Below are 19,218 nucleotides of genomic sequence, written 5' to 3' on the forward strand. Positions count from 1 at the left end.
TTGTAGAAGGAGTTTGTGTTTTTTTAGGTTCCGTTTGTGGGGGTGTGTTTTCAAAAGACCCCCTCCTAACAGTAGTTTTTCGGGCAGTTTGTGGTGGTCGGGTTCGAACCCGACCACCACTTCGCGTTTTCGGGCCCCGGTCCGGTCAACCAGCCCGGCGGCCCCCGCGTCCTTCCCACCGCCACCCGACCGAGCACCACAGGACCCAGCGAGGAAAAGGACCAGCCATGAGCGAGCAGGCCCGCGCCCTCTTCGACGCCCTCGACCTGGAGCGGGACGGCACCCTGACCCGCATCGAGGTCATCCGTGCCCTCCGCGACAAGGGCCCGACCCTCGTCGCCCAGGGCATGATCCCCGCGTGGGGAGTGGGCGACGCCGACGACTCCTCGGCGCTCTTCGACGAGGCCGACGCGAACGGGGACAAGGTGCTGACGTACGAGGAGTTCGCCGCGGTCGTCGACCGCCGCTTCGGCTGGTGACCGTACCGGGCACCGGTCCGGCCCGTCGGCCTCACGAGCGCGACCGGGAGCGCGCCGGACGGCTCACTGCCGGATGTGCCGGAGGGTGAACTCGGGCAGCGCGTACGGGCCGGCCTGCGGCGCGTCCGGGTCGGCCGGTAGGTCCGCGTCCGGGACGGCGGCCGCGTGGTGCTCGGCGTCGTCCAGGGGGACGTAGTCGAGGACCGCCGGGTCGGGCAGCTCCCAGAAGCGGCGCGTGTTGGCGGACACGGCGTACGCCGTGGCGAACCGGGTGGTCGGCGGGGCGGCCAGCGCGGCCCGTACGAAACCGACGGCGTCGCGCGGGCTCAGCCAGGTTGCCAGGTGGCGGGCCTCGCCCGGCGCCGGCTCGAAGCTGCCGATGCGCAGACAGATCACCGAGAGGCCGAACTTGTCGGCGTACAGCTGCCCGAGGGCCTCCAGGGCCGCCTTGCTCACCCCGTAGAGCCCGTCCGGTCGCACCGGGTCCTGCGGCCCGGTCGTGCGTCCGGCCGGATAGAAGCCGGTGACCCGGTTGCTGCTCGCGAGCACCACCCGGCCGATGCCGTGCCGGCGGGCGGCCTCCAGGACGTGGTGGGTGCCGAGGACGTTCGCCTCCAGGAGGTCCGGCAGCGGCGCCTCGTCCGGCACGCCGCCCAGATGCACGACGGCGTCGACCCCGGCGAGCGCCGCCGCCACCGCGGCGCCGTCCCGCAGATCGACCGTCCGCGCCTCCTCGTTCGCGGCCTCCGCCCGTAGCGCCACCCGGTCGAGCAGCACCAGGCGTTCCGCCTCCGCCCGCAGCGCCTCCCGCACCACGGTCCCGATCCGCCCCGCCGCCCCCGTGACCGCGATCGTCCCGAGTCCCACTGCGTCACCCCCAGTTCGTCGACAACCCCGGCATCCTCGTCGCTGACGAACCGGTCATCAAGAAGTACCGGTCGAGGACCTGCGGCAGATAGTCCGCGCCGGGACCGAGCCGCTCGGCCGCGGCCGGCGACGGGACGAACGCGAGTGCGTCCAGCTCCACTTCACCACCACCTCCCGGCGCTTCATCGTGCGCACGGACGAGGGCCGCGTGGCTGCGCCGGACGAGTGCGACCGGCAGCCGTGGCGCGAGGAAATGGAAACCGAGGCTGCCGAAGCGCCGCCCTCGGGTCAGGCCCCACAGCTCCAGCCTCTCGTCCGGCACCTCCACACCGGTCTCCTCCACCAGCTCCCGCGCCGCGTGGCCGCGCAGCGCGTTCATGTCCAACGCCGCCCCGGGCACCGGCGGTTCGACCGCCCCGCCCGGCAATGTCCACCGCCCCGGCGCCGCCGTCGCAGCGGACCCGCGCCCGACCACGAGCCCGTCCTCCGACGGCAGCAGGACCGTCACGAACACCGAACCGGGCACCCGCTCGGCCGCCCGCACCGACCGCAGCCCCCGCATCCGGTACGACACCGCCGCCCACCGCACCACCACCGGCCCCGCCCCGCGCCGTTCCACGCCGAGACTCGCGACCACCCGCCCGTCGAACGCGGCGGGATTGCGCGCCTTCGTCTCCGCCCAGAGCCGGTCCACCTCGCGCCGCTCCCGAGGGGTGATGACGGGCGGGGCGTGCTCGACGAAGGTGATGCCGTCCGGGTCGAGGAACTCGACGGCGGGGCCGGTCACGGCGTCCTCGGCGCGGAGAGTTCGGTGACCGGCTGCGGGGCGGCCCGGGGGATGCCGAGGCGTTCGCGGGCGTCGTGGACGGCGGCGACCAGCCGGGCGGCCGCCGAGGGGTCGTGGTCGAACAGGGACAGGGCCTGTTCGGGGGTGGCGAGGATCTGCGTGGTGCCCTTCCCGGCGGGCTCGGAGCCGGTGAAGCGCACCGCGTGCGGCGCCTGTGCGTACGGGCCTTCCGGCTCCGGTGGTCGGCCGACGGGAGCGGGGGCCGGCGGGTCCGCCTCCTCGGGCAGGGCGGCGGAGCCCGTGGCCGGGTCGAGTCGGACGAGGACCCGGCCGTCCGGCGCGAAGGCCCAGACAGGGGAACGGCCCGTCGTCCGGCCGTCCGGCACCGGGCCCGCGGGGCGCGGAGCGGACAGTACGGCGAGGCGGTCGAGCACGGTGGGGGAGAGGGGGCGGCCGTCCTCCAGGACGGCGGGGCCGCCCGCGTTGATCCGGGCCCGGAGCGCGGACAGCGCACGGCGCGCGTCACCGGGGGCCATCAGCTCCGGGAGCCGGGCCGGCTCCACGAACTCGAGGCTCTCGATCTCGCTCTCCGGCAGCCGTACGGTGCCGATCCGGGCCTCGTCCCAGGTGCCGCCGTCGTACACGTACAGGATCTCGCCCGGGAACCGCAGCGCGGCCGGCGCACCCAACGCCTCCCGCGACACCCAGTCCACGGCCAGGGCCCGGTCGACGACCGCCGTGACGCCGAGCTCCTCCTTCATCTCACGGGCCGCGGCATGCGAGGGCGCCTCGCCCGGATCCACGGCACCGCCGGGCAGCAGACACGTCGTCCGGTAGTCGACGTGCTGCACCAGCACCCGCCCGCGCACGTCGGTGACGAGCACCGAAGTGCCCGTCCACAGTGCCGCGGCGGCGCGCGCGGCGCCGTATTCCTCGTCCGATGTCGCGCTGGTGGTGGTCACGGGACTCTCCGATCGCCGAGGCCGGTTTGGCTGGGGGAGGGGGCTGGGTACGCGGTGCTCCTCGTGCGGCCGGTCGTCAGCCGTCCCAGTCCCAGGTGTCGAAGTAGGCCGTCGTGCCGGTGCGACGAGCCGTCATGACGGCCGAGAGGCGGGCGAAGTCGCGCGCCGGCATCAGCGCGCGCCAGTCCTCCAGAGGCAGCACCCGCAGCTCGTCGTGTTCGCGCGGGGCGAGGGTGACGGCGGCGATCTGCCCGTCGGTGAGGCGGCCGCCGTCGAAGACGAAGCCGGCCGTCGCGAGCGGCCACGCCCCGCTGGGGAGTCCGAACACCGCGGCGAGGAGACGCGGTGGCCCGGGCACCACGAGGCCGGTCTCCTCCCGGGTCTCGCGGACGGCCGTCTCCCAGGGGCGTTCGCCCGGTTCGGCCGTGCCGCCCGGCCACTGCCAGGGATGCTCGCTGCTGTAGACGGCATGGAGGTGCAGGGGGCGGTCGCGCTCGTCCGTGAAGAAGACGGCGCCGAACAGCGCGGCCTTCGGCAGCGTCGCCGCGTATTCCCCGGGCGGCAGCCAGACATCGCTCACGCCTCGACTCCTTACCGTTCGCTCGTCCCGCTCGTCCCGCTCGTCGCCATCGTGGCCCACGGGCACCCCGCGCGGGCCCGCTTCGGCGTGCCTCACCACCCGATCGAGCGGCTCCCGGCCGGCCCGTCCGCGCGCACGGTGTCCGCTATGGGGTGACATCACACCGCTATGTGGCGACTTGTGGGGGCCACATGTTCCTGTGGTGGTGCAGCTACCTGGGGGGTGAGGCGCTCTTGATCAGTCACTTCGTGTCTGAATAAAGTCACGTCGAGCCGAAAAACGAAAGCGCGAACTACGGGGGTTTGTGTGGCTGTCGTCGGACCGGAAGAAGTCGGGAGTATTTCCTCCCTCCGCCGCAGGCTGGCCGAGGAAGAACCCTACGGTTCCGCCGGGCGCATTCGCAATCGCGCCCACGCCACCTATCAGTTCCTGGCGCAGATCGGCGCGGAGCGGATTCCCGGCCGGGTCGGCGAGTTCCTCGGGCCGCTGTCCGTGGAGGGCGACCCGGCCGGCCGGGTGCTGCACGACACGGTGCTGCGTCGCCGCATCGACCAGGCACGACTGACGATGGCGCGGAGCCGGACCGTCGACTGGGACGAACTCGGGCGCCGTGTCGAGCCGTTCGTCGACACCTTCGCGTACGACGCCGCGGGGACCTTCCCGCGCCCCGGATTCGCCCCGCTCGCGGACACCGGACTCGAGATCCTGGTGGACCCGGATTTCCGTGACCCGTGGCTGAACGAGTTCCATGAGATATTCCTCGCCGGGCTCACTCCGGACGGCACCTCCGAGCACTACGACATCGTGGGAATGACTTCGGCCGAGGCGGAGACCGCCGCCGCCGGCTGGGGAATTCTCCAGGAATACGTGCCGGAACTGGTGGAAAGCATTCGACCGCATTTCTCGCTGCTCGCCGCGGTCGACGGGGAAAGGCCGTTCTTCAGCGCGTCGACCAAGGACGTGCCCTCGGCCGTGTTCGTGTCGCGCAGCTGCCTCACGGACCCGCTGCGGGCGGCCGAGGCGCTGCTGCACGAAGGCGTGCACAGCAAGCTCTACGACATGTACGTCGGCTTCTCGATCCTCGGCGCCGGCTACGACAAGGACACCATCGCCCACGTCAAGCCGGCCTGGCACGAGGGCCGGGAGAGCTGGCCCTTCGACCGGGCACTGGCGGCCTACCACGTCTACGTGCACCTGGCGGTCTTCTACTCCACGCTGGCCGCGCTGCCCGACGACAGCGGCCTGTGGCGGGACTACACCCGCGGACAGGTAGAGGAGTCGGCCCGGTCCTGCGGGGAGCGGGCGAGGCTGCTCGGGGCCGATCTGCTGCCGCTCGGCGAGGCCCACGCCGGCGGTTCCGGCGTCGCCTTCCTGCGGTGGCTGGACTCCGTACTGACCGACCACCTCGAGGCGCGGAGCGCGGCATGAACCAGGTCTACCAGCACAACCGGGTGATCACCCGGCCCGTCCCCGGCGAGCACAGCCTGCTCGTCTACACCGAGGACCAGCCCAACGTCTTCCTCCTCAACACCAAGACATGGCTGATTTTCGCCCTGTGTGACGGAGCGACGCACCAGGAGGTCGCTGACCAGTTCGTCAGCGCCGTCGCCGCCACACAGACCAAAGACCAGGCCCTCGGCGATCTCGAAGAGGGTCTGAACCAGCTCGAGCAGAAGGGGCTCGTGCGCAGGATCAGCACCACCACCGGCACCACCAGCACCACCTGAGGCCGGGTCACGCACCCGGTACACCCCAGGAAAGGAGGTGATAGTCATGAGCCGTACCCTCATCGAGGAGCTCAAGGCCGCCCTCGCCGGCGCCACGGACGCCGACCTGCTGGTCGACGCGATCGAGCCCGACGGTACCCCGCAGGTCGCGCAGTACGCCGCGATGCCTGCCCCGCAGACCCCCGAGGTCTGATGACACACGCGCACCTCGTGTGCGCGGCTTCCTCGCACATCCCCTTCTGCTCGGGCACCAGGGGGTCTCCGGACCCCCTCGGCCCGCACGCGTCCACCGCTCACCCAGCGCCCCCGATGAATGAAAGCGTGCACCGGTCATGCAGTTGAAGACGAAACGCGCCCTGCTGGTCAACCCGCCGCTGTGGAACGCGTACGCCCCCCACCTCGCCGTCCCCCTGCTCACCGCCTGCATGCGGGAACGCGGGCACCGGGTCAGCGCCTACGACCTCGGCATCGAGTCCGTGAACTGGCTCCTCGGCGCCGACGGGCTGCGCGCCATGGCCCCGCGCATCCAGCGCGACTGGGCGGGCGACGAGGAGCAGCGCCGTACGCAGGAACGCGCCCGGCTGGTCCTGGAACCCACGATCGAGCTCATCGAAGAGGCCAAGCGGGTCCTCCGGGACGAGCACGCCCTGCACGACGAGGCCCGGCACGCCCAGGCCCGGCTCGTGGTCCGCAACGCCATGTGGTGCGTCTCCGCCGCCTTCCCGGGCCACGAGTTCGACCTGGTCGCCAACGACCTGTACTACTCGGCGCGTTCGTCGCAGCAGGTCCTCGACGCCGTCGTGGACCGCGAGCGCAACGTGTACCGCTGGGCGTTCGAGCACTGCATGCCGCCGGACCTGCTCGACGACCCGGACCTGGACCTCGTCGGCGTCAGCGTCTCCGCCGACACCCAGCTGATCGCCGCCCTCACCTTCGTCAAGATCCTGCGCGAACGCCGCCCCGGCATCCGGGTGGTGCTCGGCGGCAACTACACCACCCGCATGATCGACCGCTGGACGGAACGCCACCCGTTCTTCGACATGGTCGACTACTTCGTGCACAGCGAGGGCGAGGACGCCCTGCCCATGCTCTTCGAGGCCGACGGCCCCGAGGCGCTCGCCAAGGTCCCCGGCCTGGTCTGGATGGACGGCGACCGGCTGCGCAAGAACCCGCCCCGCAAGGTGCGCATCGAGCAGCTGCCGGCGCCCGACTACGACGACTACCCGCTCGACAAGTACTTCGCCCCCGGCCCCATCCTGCCGGTCTTCGCCTCCCGAAGCTGCGCCTGGGAGTGCGCCTTCTGCGCGATCCCGTTCGCCTCCGGCAAGTACCGCGGCCGCAGCGCCGGCACCACCGTCGACCAGATCGAGTGGCTCGCCAAGCGCCACAACACCCGGTACTTCATGTTCGTCGACGAGATCCTCACCCTGCGGTCCCTCGGCACCGTCGCCGACGAACTGATCAAGCGCGAGACCGACATCAACTGGTACGGCGAGACCCGCTTCGCCCGCGGCCTCGACGAGGACCTCGCCGAGCGGCTCTACGCGTCCGGCTGCCGCCGGATGAACTTCGGCCTGGAGTCGCACGTCCAGCGGGTCCTCGACCTGATGAAGAAGGACACCGAGGTCGGCGCGATCGACACGACCGTCGAGGCGATGCTCAAGGCAGGCGTGCCCGTGCACCTCTTCGTCATCCACGGCTTCCCCGGGGAGACCGAGGAGGAGGCCCGGCACACCGTGGAGTTCGCGGAGAACACCATCCGCCGCGCCACCGACGAGTTCGGCGTCAAGCACTGCACCTGGGGCGGCTCCCCGTTCGTCCTCGACGCCTTCTCGCCGGTCGCCACCGACCCGGAGAAGTTCGGCGTCCGGGTCATCCTGCCGCCGGCGTCCGACGACCTCGCCCTGACCTACGACTACGAGGTCGAGCGCGGCATGGACGCCCGGGAGAGCGTGCTCTTCGGCCGGGACGTGCAGCGCCCGCTGGAGGTCTCCGCGCAGCAGTGGTTCCGCCCCGGCCGGGCCGCGGCCCTCACCGGCGTCGAGGAGTACACCTTCGTACGGGCCAGCAACGGCGCCGAGGCCGCCCAGCTGCTGCCCAACGGCGGCCGCGACGAGAACCCCCTCGCCCCCGGTGAGCCGCTGGTCCTCGCCCCGCACACCGAGATCCGCAGGCTGCCCTGGACCGGCGAGGCCGGCGCGGCGGGCGAGCTGGTCCGCTGGGGCCTGTACGCCGCCATCGGCGACCGGTTCGTCGAACTGCACGCCCCCGGCACCGTCGACCTGGAACTGCTGCGCACCGCCACCCCGGCGGAGGCGCTCGCCGAACTCTTCGAGCGGAACGGCGTCGTCGGCGTCACCGTCACCGGCGCCGAACTCGTCGCCCTCCTCGTCCGCTTCGGCTTCCTGGCCGGCGAGGCCACGCACTCCGTCCACCCGGCGTCCTGGCCGGACGCCCTGGCATCGGCGGGCACGACGGTCTCCGAAAGCCCCGTCTTCGTCCGCGAACCCGGCGTGCACGAGGTGGAGGAGGACACCACCATCGTGCTCAGCTCCACCGTGACCGGCCACGCGCTGCGCCTCGGCCGCCTCGGCCGGCTGCTCTGGCTGGCCTGCGAGGACGGCCTCGGCCTGGCCGGCGGCCACGACCCGCACGGCGTGTGGGACCTGGGCCTGACCGCCGAGACCGAACGGATCCTCGCCAAGCTGGAGATGTACGGTTTCGTTCACCGGCGCGCCCACGCTGCCGACCTGGAGCCCGCACGTTGACATCCACGCACGACACGCACGACACGCACGACGCGGACGCCGCCCCGGCGCCGGACCGGCCGCTCAGCGCCGAGTTCCGCAAGCTCTGGGGCGCGTTCGCCGTCTCCGGCATCGGCGACGGCATCCGCATCACCGCACTGCCCCTGATGGCCGCGGCCCTCACCGGCGACCCGCGACAGGTGGCGCTCGTCGCCACGTTCGAGCGCCTGCCCTGGCTGCTCCTCGCCCTCGTCGGCGGGGCGGTCGCCGACCGCGTGGACCGGCGCCGGCTGATGATCGGCGTCGACACGCTGCGCTTCGTGCTCGTCGGCGGCTTCCTGGCCCTCGCGTTCACCGACGCCCTGACGGCCGTCACCCTGTACGCCGTCGCCTTCCTGCTCGGCGTCACCGACACGTTCTACGACACGGCGTCCCAGGCGATGATCCCGTCGACCGTCGCCAAGGACTCGCTGGAACGCGCCAACAGCAGGCTCTTCGCCACCAGCGTCGTCAACCTGAGCTTCGCCGGACCGGTGCTCGGCGCCTGGCTGTTCTCCTGGGACCGCCACTCGCCCTTCCTGGTCGACGCCCTCAGCTTCCTGCTCAGCGCGGCCCTGCTGCTGCGCGTCAAGCCCGGCCCGGGCGGCTTCCGCGCCGAGCCGCGGCCCGACACCGAACCGACCGGCTGGCTCGGCCAGATCCGTGCCGGTCTCGCCTTCCTCCTGCACCACCCGGTGCTGCGCATCCTCACCCTGATGGTGACGCTGCTCAGCCTGGCCGGTTCGATGGCCATCTCCGTCCTCGTCCTCTACGCGACCAGGACCCTCGGCCTGTCCGACACCGGCTACGGCTGGCTGATCGCCGGCTCGGCCGTCGGCAGTCTGGTCGGCAGCGGCGTCGCGAGCCGGCTCAGCGCCCGCTTCGGCTGGGGCGCCGCCCTGACCGTGTCGGTCTTCGGCGCCGGCGCCTCCTTCGTCCTCGCCGGAACGCTGCGCGACCCGTTCGCCGTCGCCGCCCTCCTCGCCCTCAACGGCGCGACCGTCGTGATGTGGAACGTGCTCACCGCGGCGAAGCGCCAGGAGCTGGTGCCCGACGAACTGCGCGGCAAGGCCGCCGGCGCCTACCGCCTCGCCGCCTGGGGCATCATGCCCGTCGGCTCGGCCGCCGGCGGCTTCCTCGCCGCGCACACCGACCTCTCGGTCCCCATGGTGACCGGCGGCGCGATCCTGCTCCTGGCCGGCGTGCTCTCGCTCCGGCTCGGTGCGGCGGACCGCGCCGCCCGAGAAAACCTCTAAGGGCGCTCGGCGGGGGCGTCCCAGCCCAGTTCGGTGTACGCGCTGCCGGCCCGGATGCCGTCGATCGCGGCGCGCGTGTACGCGACCGTCGGCTCCGGCAGGGCGTCCAGCGGCCACCAGTCCCAGGCGGCGCACTTCTCCGGCTCCCGCACCTCAGGGGTGCCGGACCAGCGGGACGCGGCGAAGAACAGCTGGATGCGGGGCTCGGCGTCGGGACGGTCGAGCACGTGCACGGTGTGCACGAGGGTGAGATCGGCCGGGTCGACGACGAGCCCGGCCTCCTCCCACGCCTCCCGGACCAGGCACGCCCGTACGCTCTCCCGCTCCACGTGCCCGGCCAGGGCGTGCCACATGCCGGCGGCGAAGGGGGAGTCCCGGTGCCGCAGGCCGAGGAGCGTCCTGCCGTCGCGCTCCAGGAACAGATGGGCGCCCACGACGTTCCGTACCGCCCCCGCTGGTGTCCGCGGTTCGGGCACGGCGGGCGCGGGGTGCTCGGCGGCGTGGGCCCGGATCGCCTCGTACGCCCAGGGACACATCGTCATCTGCGCCATGGTGGGCAGGTCGGCCCAGAGGAACGTGATGCCCTCGGTGACGGGGAGGCGGTGCGCGTCGCCGTCCCAGTGGGCGACGTAGACGAGGATGCGGCCCTCGGTGACGTACGGGCCGTCGGCCCGGGCGGTGGTGAACGGCACGACGTCGGGCAGCACCAGTCCGGTCTCCTCGTGGATCTCGCGGACGATCGCCCGGTCCGGGCTCTCGCCGGGCTCGGGCGCGCCGCCGACCAGGGACCAGGTGCCCGGGTCGCAGATCGGCCGGTGCGCGTCGCGCAGGTGCAGGAGGTACTGGCCGCGGCGGTTGACGACGATGACGGCCGTGCTGACGGCATCGGCGGGGCGGGGGGTGAGGGACACAGGCATCACCTTTCCTCGGGGAGTCGGTCGACAGTCGGTGTCGGGTGTCGGGTGTCGCCGGCGCAGGGCGTCGCCGGCGGAGGGTGTCGCTAGCGGAGGGCGTCGCGCAGCACCTCCTCGGCCTCGTCCAGGCGGTCGCGCAGCACGACCGCCGCCCGGACGCGGTCGCGGGCGTACGACTCGAGGGACGGGGTGACCGGGCCCAGGCCCTCGACGACCGTGTTCAGCGGGTAGACCGTGCAGCCCAGGTACGCCGCCGTCAGCCGGACCACGCTGACCAACTCCGCGACCGGCACGGCCGGATGGAGGACGTGGTAGACGGCGACGAGCCGGCCGAGGCCGGCGGGCCAGTCGGGGCGGGCGAGCACGGTGCGCGGGTCGAGGGCGAGCCGGCCCAGCTCCCACATCGGGCCGCGCAGGCCCGGCGGGGCGAAGTCGATGACGGCGGCGACGCGTTCGCCGCGCAGCAGCACGTTCGGACCGGACAGATCGCCGTGCACCAACTGGGCGAGCATGCGGTCCGGTACCCGCTCCAGGAGCCGCTCCGTCGCGGGCAGCCCGGCCAGCCGCTCGCGGGCCGTCTCCAGCGCCCACCGCTCGAACCCGGTGCGGGGCGGCTCCGCCTCGTACCGCCGTACGAGCTCCGAGAGGCGGGCCCGGCTGCGTACCGGATCGACGGCCCGGTCCCGGGCGGCGGCGCGCGGTGGGCCGAAGGGATGGCGGGCGAGTCCGCGGTGGAGCCGCCCGATCGCCTCGCCGACGGCCTCCCAGGCCCGTCCGGTGAGCCCCGCGTCGGCGGTCACCGCGCCGGCGACGTACTCCGTCACGGAGACCGTCGCCCCGCCCCAGGAGGCGACGAGGCGGTCGCCGTCGAGCGTGGTACGGGCGCGGGCCACCGGCACCCGGCACAGCCGGGCGTACTCGCTCAGCCGGGCGGCGCTCTCCGCCCGCTCGGGATCCGTGCCGGCGGGATAGGTCTTGACGAACCAGCGCCGGGAGTCGGGCGTGGTCGCGAGGTAGTTACGGGTCGCGGTGCCGGACGGACCCTCCTCGACCGACTCGGGCACCAGGCCGAACTCGGCGGCGAGCAGCAGCGCCACCCGCTCGATGGCGGACGAGGAGGGGGACGAGGACGAGGACGAGGACGGCGGAGGGGAAGGCACAGAGGAAGGGGCCACGAAGGTCATGACAGCACCTGCCCCTCGCCCAGGACCAGACCGTCCCCGGACTGCGGCGGCACCGCCGGGTGCGGCCGGGTGAACTGACGGGCCTGCAGATCGTACGCCTCGCGGAAGGCGCCGGTGCCGGTGGCCGGGTCCATCAGCTCGGCGAAGGTGCCGTGCTCGACGACCCGGCCCTCGTCCAGCACGTAGATGAGGTCGGCCTCGCGGACACTGTGCAGACGGTGGGTGATGAGGATGGTGGTCTGCCCCGAACTCGCCAGGCGGTGGATCTGGTCGAAGACCCGCTGCTCGGCCACCGGGTCAAGGGCGCTGGTCGGCTCGTCCACGATGAGGATCTGCCCGTCGCGGAACCGGGCCCGCGCCAGGCCGATCTTCTGCCACTGACCGCCGGAGATCTCCTGCCCGCCCCGGTAGCCGCGGGCCAGCAGGGTGTCCAGGCCGCGCGGCAGACCCCGGACCACCTCGTCGGCCCCCGCGTACTCCGCCGCCCGCGCGATCGCCGCGTCGTCCATCGGCGCGCCCGGCCGGCCGATGCCGATGTTGACGCGGGCGGTGAACGGCCAGCGGTGGAAGTTCTGCGCCACCATCGCGATCCGGCCGAAGAGCTCCGCCCGGTCGGCCTCGGCGGCGTCGACGCCGTCCCACCTGACCTGCCCCTCGTCCGCCAGGTACAGCCCGCACAGCAGCTTGATCAGAGTGGTCTTGCCCGAGCCGTTCCGCCCGACCAGGGCCACGGTCCGGCCGCGTGGGATGACCAGGTCGACCTCGCGCAGGGACGGCTTGTCCGCGCCGGGATAGGTGAAGGTGACCTTCTCGAATCGGATCTCGTCCACCCGGTCGGACAGCGCCCGCCCGGCGGTGGGGATGGCGCGGCGCACCGCCTCCTCGCACAGGGTCTCCAGATCGGCGACGAACAGGCTCTCCTGCTGGACGTCGGTCAGCCGCAGCACGAGGTCCGTGATGCCGGCCGAGCCGGTGCGGATCGCGAGGACGGCCGTGCCGGCCACCGCCAGGGCCATCTCCCCGTACCACAGCAGCAGTCCGAGCACCCCGTACGTGGCGACGGTCGCCAGGCCGCGGGCCGCGTCGGCGGTGAGTCCGGTGCGGGCGCCGATCCAGGCGAGGCGGGTCTGCTCGCGCTCGCTGGTCTCCGCCATGCCCCGGAAGTGTTCGAGCAGGAACGGGCCGACGTCGTGCACCCGGACCTCGGCCGCCGCCTGCTCGTCGATGAGCAGCCGGCTGAGCAGCTGCCCGGCGCGCGCGTGCTGCACGAAACGGTGCCAGCTCACGTACCGGTGCCGGGCCATCGTCAGCGAACTCCACGCGCTCGGCAGCGCCATGGCGATCAGCAGCGGCAGCAGGACCGGGTGCAGCGCGGTCAGCACGCCGGCGGCCGCGACCAGCGAGATGAGGGAGGTGACCACGGCGGTGCAGTAGCCGACCATCCGGCGGGCCGATTCCGCGCCCCACTGGGCCGAGTCCATCAGGCGGTGGAAGGCGTCGTCCTCGATCGCCTCCAGCTCCACCTGTGCCACCCGGCCCAGATAGCGCTCGGTCGCGACCCGCTGCACCTTGGGCTCGAGGACGCCGGTGGCCGCCGCCGAGGCCGACCGGCAGGCCGCTCCGACGACCGCGAGCACGGCGACCAGGAGGAGCGAGGGCAGCGCGGCGCGCAGCCGGGCCTCGATGTCGCCCGCCGCGAGCAGTTCGATCAGCAGGGCGTTGACCGCCACCAGCGAGACCGCCTGGGCGACGCCGCGGCCGGCCTCGCTGCCGGCCACGACGTACAGCGCCCGCCGGTCGGCCTCGCGGGCGAGCCGCACGGCGAGCGCCACCTGGCGCGGCAGCGAGGCGGCCATGGCGCGCAGGCCGAGCTTCAGCCAGGCGCCGCCGTGTTTGCTCCAGCCGTAGTCGTAGGCGAGTTCGCCGCCGAAGAGGAGTTGTTCCGATGCCGAGGTGCTGCTCGGCGGGGTGGTGGTGCTGGTGCGCATCGGCGCCTCCGGCCGGTCGTGGTCCGCTGGTGTGAGGCCCAACGAGACGGCCACGGATTTCGAACACATGTATTTCGGACGGCCCGGGAACCCCGAGCCGGAGTGAATGCGCGTTCGTGCCGGGTACACCGACCCTTGCGGCGCACCGGCCGCGCCCAGGCCCGGAGATGGCCGAAACGCCGACACTGTCACCCGCAGGTGTCATCGGTAGTCGCGCAGCCTGATGTTCTCCGCCGTCCTGCGGGCGATCTTCGCGGCCATGTTCCTGCCCGGCAGGTACGGCATGAGCTTGTAGTAGCGGTTGAGGAACGAGGCCATCAGACGGCTGTCCGGGACCATCAGCCGGGCGACGCCGTCGCCCATCTTCTGGCAGCCCTCCGCGTACGCCCGCATCTCCGCCTCGTAGCGGGCGAAGGCCACGGTGTGGTCGCCGCCGGCCGCGGCCAGTTCCCCGGCGAGGACGTACGCGCCGACCAGGGCCAGGCCCGAACCCATGCCGGAGAGGGAGGACGGGCAGCAGGCGGCGTCGCCGACGACGGCGACGCGGCCGCGGGTCCAGGAGTCCATGCGGACCTGTGCCACGGAGTCGAAGTAGAAGTCGGGTGCGTGCCGCATGTCGTCGAGGAGCCGGTCGCTCTGCCAGCCGGTGCCGGCGAACTGCTCGACGAGGACGGCCTGTTGCCGGCGCACATCCTTGCGGTCAAGGCCGAGGGCCGGCGAGCCGAAGTAGAAGACGGCCTTCGCCTCGGAGTTGTGGCGGGAGCTGTACATCGCGACCAGCCGGCCCGCCGTGCGGTAGGCGTGGCCCGTGTGGTCGAGACCCAGGTGGTTGGCGGTGGTGAAGATCGCGCAGTAGACGCCGAGGTGCTTCACGAACCGCTCCTCCGGCCCGAACGCCAGCCGCCGGGTGTTGGAGTGCAGTCCGTCGGCGCCGATCACGAGGCCGAACCGGCGGGGTGCGCCGCGCTCGAAGGTGACCGTCACGCCGTCCGGGTCCTCGGTGAGCGAGGTGATGGAATCACCGAAGACGTACTCGGCGTCGTCCTTCGTCGCGTCGTACAGCACCCGGGCGAGGTCGCCCCGCAGGATCTCCAGGTCACCGGCGAACAGGTCGGCCGGCAGCGTGGCCTGCGGCTTGCCCGCCGCGTTGACGTACGACATGGAGCCGGTGCCCGTACGGACCGCTTCGAGGGCGTCGAGGACGCCCATCCGGCGCAGCACCGACAGGTGCGCCTCGCCGCGGAAGTCGACGGCGTAGCCGCCGTCGCGCAGCGCCGGGGCACGCTCCACGACGACGGGGCGGAAGCCGTGGCGGCGCAGCCAGTAGGCGAGGACGGGACCGGCGACGGAGGCGCCGGAGATCAGGACGTCGCGGTTCTTCGGGGTGGTGGTGTGGTTCGTCATGGCGGGGAGCCTGCCGAGGGGCGCTCACCGCGCGCTCACCGCGCGCTCACCGGCCTGGTGGGGCCCGGTGAGCCGTGGCGGTGAGATGCCGAGGGCTCCCCGCGCGCCCACCCGCCCCGGTGAGGCGCGGTATGCCGTGGTGGTCGGTCCCCGGGCCCCACCGCGCGCCCACCACCCTGCTCAGCCCGGTGAACACCGGTGAGCGTTCACGGCCGGTCCGCGGGGACGCCGAGCAGCCGCAGGACGTCCGGGGCCGCGGGACCGAGCCCTGCCGCGGCCCGCGCCGCCTCCGCGTACCGGGACTCGGCCGTGGCGCGGTCGCCGCGCGCCTCGGCGACCCGGCCCAGGCCGGCCAGCGTGCGCACCAGATTGCCGAGCGCCTTGACCCAGTGCCGGTCGATCCGCTCCAGCGCCTCCGCGTAGAGGCGCTCCGCCCCCGCCACGTCCCCCTCCGCGAGCGCCAGATCGGCCTGGCCGCGCAGGGCGGCGGCCAGGCGGTCGGCGCTGCCGGCGGCGCCGGCCAGTTCGGCGGCGCGTACGTAGTCGGCGTGGGCCGCCGTACGGTCGTCGGCCGCGAGCTGGTCGCCCCGGTTGACCAGCAGGTCGGCGGAGTCCTCCAGGGCGCCGAGCTGTTCGGTGAGCGCGAGGGCCTCGTCGGTCAGGGCGATCGCCCGCGCCCGGTCGCCGCGCCCGCCCGCCAGCTCGGCGAGCGTGTCCAGCGCGAGCGAGGTGCCCCAGCGGTCACCGAGTGCGCGGAAACCCTCGGCGGCCCCGCCCAGGGAGCGCTCGGCCGCCTCCGTGTCCCCGTCGCCGAGGAACCCGTATGCCGCCACGTAACGGGCGACCGCGCGCGCCCACGGATCGGGGCCGTCGTGCTGGGCCGAGACGAGCGCGAACGCGGCCCGCAGGTCGGCGGGCGCGGCCGCGTCGCCCGCGTTCCGCATCATCCACAGCAGGAGGGCGACGGGGTGACGGCCGGCGCGGTCGCCGGGCCAGGCCGCCGCCAACGCCCGTGCGGCGACGGCCCGGTGGCGCTCCCAGGCCGGTCGGGCGGCGGAGCCGGAGGCCGCCAGCAGCACGCACACCGCGTACTCCTCACCGAGGTCACCGGTGAGTCCGTCGGCGCCACTCACGCCACCCACGCCGTCGGCCCCGCGGCCCGCGTCGAGCACCTCCAGCAGCTCGGCGGCGAGCGGCGCGACCGCGCCCGCCCGGCCCCCGATCCACAGCGGCGTCGCGGCGGCCGCGAGCAGCCGGAGCGCCGTCGGCACCTCTCGCGCGGCGACCGACCGCCGTATCGCGGAGAGCAGGTTGTCGTGCTCGGCCGACAGGACCGACAGCCAGGCGAGTTGCCCGGCCCGCAGCAGATGCGGGGCAGCGGTCCGCAACAGGTCGAGGACGAAGTCGGCATGGGCCCGCCCCGCGGACTCCGCCTCCCCCTCTGCCGCCAGCTGCTCGGCGGCGTACGCGCGGATCGTCTCCAGCATCCGGTAACGCCCGTGCCCGGGCCCGTGCGGGGACCTCTGGAGGAAGGACTTGTCGTCGAGCGACTCCAGCGTCTCGGCATCGGTGCCGCACACCCGCGCCGCCGCCTCGGCGGTCGCGCCGCCCGCGAAGACCGCGAAACGCCGGGCCGCCCGCCGCTCCTCCTCGGTCAGCAGCTCCCAGCCCCAGGCGACGACGGAACGCAGCGTGCGGTGCCGTTCCTCGACGGTACGGCTGCCCCGCGCGGTGATCGCGAGGCGGCCGTCGAGCCGGGCGTCGAGCCGGGCCGCGAGGTCCTCGGGCTCCAGGGCGCGCAGCCGGGCCGCGGTCAGCTCGATGGCGAGCGGGAGGCCGTCGACCGCCGCGCAGATCCGCCGAACGAGGCCGGGGCCGGGAGCGGGACCGCGGCGCACGGCGGCGGCCCGGTCGGTGAAGAGCCGCACCGCCGCCTCCTCCTCCAACGGGCCGACCGGCCAAAGGTGTTCGCCGATCACCCCGAGCGGCTCGCGGCTGGTGGCGAGCACACGCAGCCGCGGACAGGCGGCGAGGAGGCGCGCGGCGAGCGCGGCGGTCGCGTCGACGACGTGCTCGCAGTTGTCCAGGACGAGCACCAGGATCCGGTCGGCGAGGGCGGTCACGAGCCGGTCGAACGGGGTGCGCGCGTCCTCCGGCCGGAGCCCGAGCCCGGTCCCGCGGAGCCCGAGCGCCGCAAGGAGCGCCTGCGGAAGATCGGCTGCGTCGCGCACCGGGGCCAGTGCGATGAAGCAGGTCTCGTCGGCGAGGCCGCCCGCGACCTCCGCCGCGAGGCGGGTCTTGCCGACGCCGCCGGGGCCGGTGAGCGTGACCAGCCGGGCGACCCGCAACAGGTCCGTCACCTCGGTCACTTCGCCGTCCCGTCCCACGAACGAGGTCAGCGCGGCCGGTGGTGCGACGGGCGACGGAGCCGGTGCGTACTCCAACAACTCGCGGTGCAGTGCGCTGAGTTCGGCCGAGGGGTCGGCGCCCAGCTCCTCGGTCAGGTGCCGCCTGGTCTCCTCGTACACGAGCAGCGCCTCGGCCTGCCCGCCCCCGGCGGACAGGGCCCGGATCAGCAGCCCGGCGAGGCGTTCCCGCAGTGGATGCCGTCCCACCAGCTCGCGCAACTCCGGTACGGCCGCCCGGTGTTCGCCGAGCCTCAGCGCCGCCTCGTACCGGTCCTCCAGCGCCGCGAGCCGCAGCTCCTCCAGGCGTACGGCAGCCGCCCGTACGCTCTCGCTCCCGGCGACCTCGTCGAGCGCGGACCCCCGCCACAGCGCGAGCCCCTCGTGCAGCAGCGCGACCGCCCGCACCGCGTCGCCGTCGTCCAGGGCGGCCCGGCCCTCCGCAGCGAGCCGTTCGAACCGGCAGGCGTCCACGCCGTCCTCGTCCGGCAGCACGATCCGGTACCCGGCACCGGCCCGTTCGATCGCGGCGGCCGCGCCCAGGGCCGTACGGAGCCGGGAGACCTGCGACTGCAGCGCGTGCGGCGACAGCGCGCCACCCGCGTCGATCTCCTCGGCGAGCCGGTCGGCGGACACCACCGCACCGGGCCGGACGAGCAGCAGCGCGAGCAGCGCCCGGCGGGCCGGCCCACCGAGCGGCGCCTCGGTCCCGTCGTCGTGCCACGCCCGCGTCTGGCCCAGGATTCCGAAGCGCATGCGGGTGATTATCCCTCCGGCCGATCACCACCGGGACGCCCGGAAGCCCCTGCCCGAGCACCCGTGCCCGAGCACCCGCTTCTGAGTACGCGTGCTCATGCGCCCGCGCCGGCCCGGCGCCCACCATGGGCCCGACGGGTCACCGGAGTACGGGGGAGCGGCATGGGACGTGCGACGGGCGAGGGCACGGGCGAGCGCACGGGCGAGCGCACGGTCGGGCAGACGATCGCGCTGGTCGTGGCGCTGCTCGTGGTCGACCTGGCGGTCATCGGCTGGCTGGTGTACGGGTACGGGATCACCGGCTGGGCCGACGGCTACGACCCGCCCGGGCAGGCCGAGGCCCCGCACGCCGCCGAGCAGGCCGCCTGGTTCCTGGCCGGCGCCGCGGCCGTCACCGGCGGCGCCCTGCTCCTCGCCCGCCGGCCGGGTGTGGCCCTCCTCCAACTCGCGCTCCTGGGCGGCGCGGCGGCCCTCTTCGCCTCCGTCGTCTCCCGCTAGCGCCTCCGCCCCCGGCGCGATGGTGAAGCTAGTACCACCATGAAGTCGGATACCGGCGTGGAGGTTTCGGGACGCCCCGACGACCATGCTCGATCACGTACCGGGGAGCGGGCCGAATCCGCTCGCTCCCCCCGTCGAGTGCGTGAGGGAGCGGGCCGCCATGGGCCGAGTCGTACGGATAGCGGAGCGGCGCATCGGGCAGGTCCTGATCGGGTTCGGGCTCGCGCTGATCCCCTGGGTGGTCTATCTGCACGTCGGCATGCCCGCCACCGCGCAGGAGGCGCGCTGGGCCTGGACCTGGACCGGGCTCGACGCCCTGGAGGCGCTGGCCCTGGTCGGCACCGGGTGGCTGCTGCTCCGCCGGGACGCCCGGGCCTCGCTCACGGCGACGGCCGGGGCCGCGCTGCTCGTCGTCGACGCCTGGTTCGACACGATGACCGCGAGCTCCGGCGAGGACCTGGTGTGGGCGATCGTCCTGGCCGTGGTGGCGGAGCTGCCGCTGGCGGCGGTGTGCGCGCGGCTCGCCTGGCGCGGGTTTCCCACGGTGAGGACCGCGGGAGCGGGCGGCCGCACGGCGGAGCGGGCGCACGTGCGGCGCTGCGTGTCCGTCCGGATATCGTGACGG

The 19,218-nt window shown here is 73.8% G+C and carries 17 protein-coding genes; 8 read left to right on the forward strand and 9 right to left on the reverse strand.

The annotated features are described in order from the left end of the window. Nucleotides 1–227 precede the first annotated feature (227 nt). Nucleotides 228–479: an EF-hand domain-containing protein gene (locus ACWEV0_RS17330; protein WP_453150139.1), complete on the forward strand. Its 252-nt coding sequence runs from the start codon at nt 228–230 to the stop codon at nt 477–479. A 63-nt stretch (nt 480–542) separates the two neighbouring features. Here the strand turns inward: ACWEV0_RS17330 and ACWEV0_RS17335 are convergent, their stop codons facing one another. The 4 genes from ACWEV0_RS17335 to ACWEV0_RS17350 form a co-directional block, all read right to left on the reverse strand. Then, the gene (locus ACWEV0_RS17335) at nt 543–1,346 is read right to left on the reverse strand and encodes an NAD-dependent epimerase/dehydratase family protein (RefSeq protein WP_453150140.1); all 804 of its coding nucleotides are present in this window, start codon (nt 1,344–1,346) and stop codon (nt 543–545) included. 4 nt (nt 1,347–1,350) lie between these two features. Then, a complete protein-coding gene (locus tag ACWEV0_RS17340) occupies nt 1,351–2,133 on the reverse strand; it encodes an NUDIX hydrolase (RefSeq protein ID WP_453150141.1) in 783 nt (260 codons plus the stop codon). Further along, nucleotides 2,130–3,095 (reverse strand): NUDIX domain-containing protein, encoded by a 966-nt coding sequence (locus tag ACWEV0_RS17345; protein ID WP_453150142.1) that lies wholly within the window; start codon nt 3,093–3,095, stop codon nt 2,130–2,132. Before ACWEV0_RS17345 ends, ACWEV0_RS17340 begins: the two co-directional genes overlap by 4 nt. Nucleotides 3,096–3,171: 76 nt before the next feature. Further along, a complete protein-coding gene (locus tag ACWEV0_RS17350; protein ID WP_453150143.1) occupies nt 3,172–3,675 on the reverse strand; it encodes an NUDIX domain-containing protein in 504 nt (167 codons plus the stop codon). A 306-nt stretch (nt 3,676–3,981) separates the two neighbouring features. Between ACWEV0_RS17350 and ACWEV0_RS17355 the strand changes: the two genes are divergently transcribed. The 5 genes from ACWEV0_RS17355 (at nt 3,982) to ACWEV0_RS17375 (ending at nt 9,444) form a co-directional block, all read left to right on the forward strand. After that, nucleotides 3,982–5,103: an aKG-HExxH-type peptide beta-hydroxylase gene (locus tag ACWEV0_RS17355; protein WP_453150144.1), complete on the forward strand. Its 1,122-nt coding sequence runs from the start codon at nt 3,982–3,984 to the stop codon at nt 5,101–5,103. After that, nucleotides 5,100–5,402 (forward strand): hypothetical protein, encoded by a 303-nt coding sequence (locus ACWEV0_RS17360; RefSeq protein ID WP_453150145.1) that lies wholly within the window; start codon nt 5,100–5,102, stop codon nt 5,400–5,402. The genes ACWEV0_RS17355 and ACWEV0_RS17360 overlap by 4 nt, the downstream gene beginning before the upstream one ends. Nucleotides 5,403–5,448: 46 nt before the next feature. Continuing rightward, nucleotides 5,449–5,595, forward strand: coding sequence for a hypothetical protein (locus tag ACWEV0_RS17365; protein ID WP_389213290.1), 147 nt, complete (start codon nt 5,449–5,451; stop codon nt 5,593–5,595). 139 nt (nt 5,596–5,734) lie between these two features. Beyond that, nucleotides 5,735–8,170, forward strand: a complete 2,436-nt coding sequence (locus ACWEV0_RS17370; RefSeq protein ID WP_453150146.1) for a B12-binding domain-containing radical SAM protein — start codon at nt 5,735–5,737, stop codon at nt 8,168–8,170. After that, on the forward strand, nt 8,167–9,444 hold the full coding sequence (locus ACWEV0_RS17375) for an MFS transporter (RefSeq protein ID WP_453150147.1): 1,278 nt from the start codon (nt 8,167–8,169) through the stop codon (nt 9,442–9,444). Before ACWEV0_RS17370 ends, ACWEV0_RS17375 begins: the two co-directional genes overlap by 4 nt. Here the strand turns inward: ACWEV0_RS17375 and ACWEV0_RS17380 are convergent. From ACWEV0_RS17380 to ACWEV0_RS17400, 5 genes are all read right to left on the reverse strand, one after another. Continuing rightward, on the reverse strand, nt 9,441–10,355 hold the full coding sequence (locus tag ACWEV0_RS17380) for an NUDIX hydrolase (RefSeq protein ID WP_453150148.1): 915 nt from the start codon (nt 10,353–10,355) through the stop codon (nt 9,441–9,443). The two genes, ACWEV0_RS17375 and ACWEV0_RS17380, sit on opposite strands and share 4 nt — an antisense overlap. Nucleotides 10,356–10,444: 89 nt before the next feature. Next, nucleotides 10,445–11,518, reverse strand: coding sequence for a phosphotransferase (locus tag ACWEV0_RS17385; protein WP_453150149.1), 1,074 nt, complete (start codon nt 11,516–11,518; stop codon nt 10,445–10,447). A 20-nt stretch (nt 11,519–11,538) separates the two neighbouring features. Then, a complete protein-coding gene (locus tag ACWEV0_RS17390) occupies nt 11,539–13,530 on the reverse strand; it encodes an ABC transporter ATP-binding protein (RefSeq protein ID WP_453150150.1) in 1,992 nt (663 codons plus the stop codon). 201 nt (nt 13,531–13,731) lie between these two features. Then, entirely contained in the window at nt 13,732–14,934 is a 1,203-nt protein-coding gene (locus ACWEV0_RS17395) for an FAD-dependent monooxygenase (RefSeq protein WP_453150151.1), read from the reverse strand. A gap of 206 nt (nt 14,935–15,140) precedes the next feature. After that, nucleotides 15,141–18,095, reverse strand: a complete 2,955-nt coding sequence (locus tag ACWEV0_RS17400; protein WP_453150152.1) for an ATP-binding protein — start codon at nt 18,093–18,095, stop codon at nt 15,141–15,143. A 162-nt stretch (nt 18,096–18,257) separates the two neighbouring features. Between ACWEV0_RS17400 and ACWEV0_RS17405 the strand changes: the two genes are divergently transcribed. Next, nucleotides 18,258–18,593, forward strand: coding sequence for a hypothetical protein (locus ACWEV0_RS17405; protein WP_453150153.1), 336 nt, complete (start codon nt 18,258–18,260; stop codon nt 18,591–18,593). Nucleotides 18,594–18,753: 160 nt separating this feature from the next. Continuing rightward, a complete protein-coding gene (locus tag ACWEV0_RS17410) occupies nt 18,754–19,215 on the forward strand; it encodes a hypothetical protein (RefSeq protein WP_453150154.1) in 462 nt (153 codons plus the stop codon). Nucleotides 19,216–19,218 lie beyond the last annotated feature (3 nt).

It is taken from the genome of Streptomyces sp. NPDC003943 (assembly GCF_053605265.1).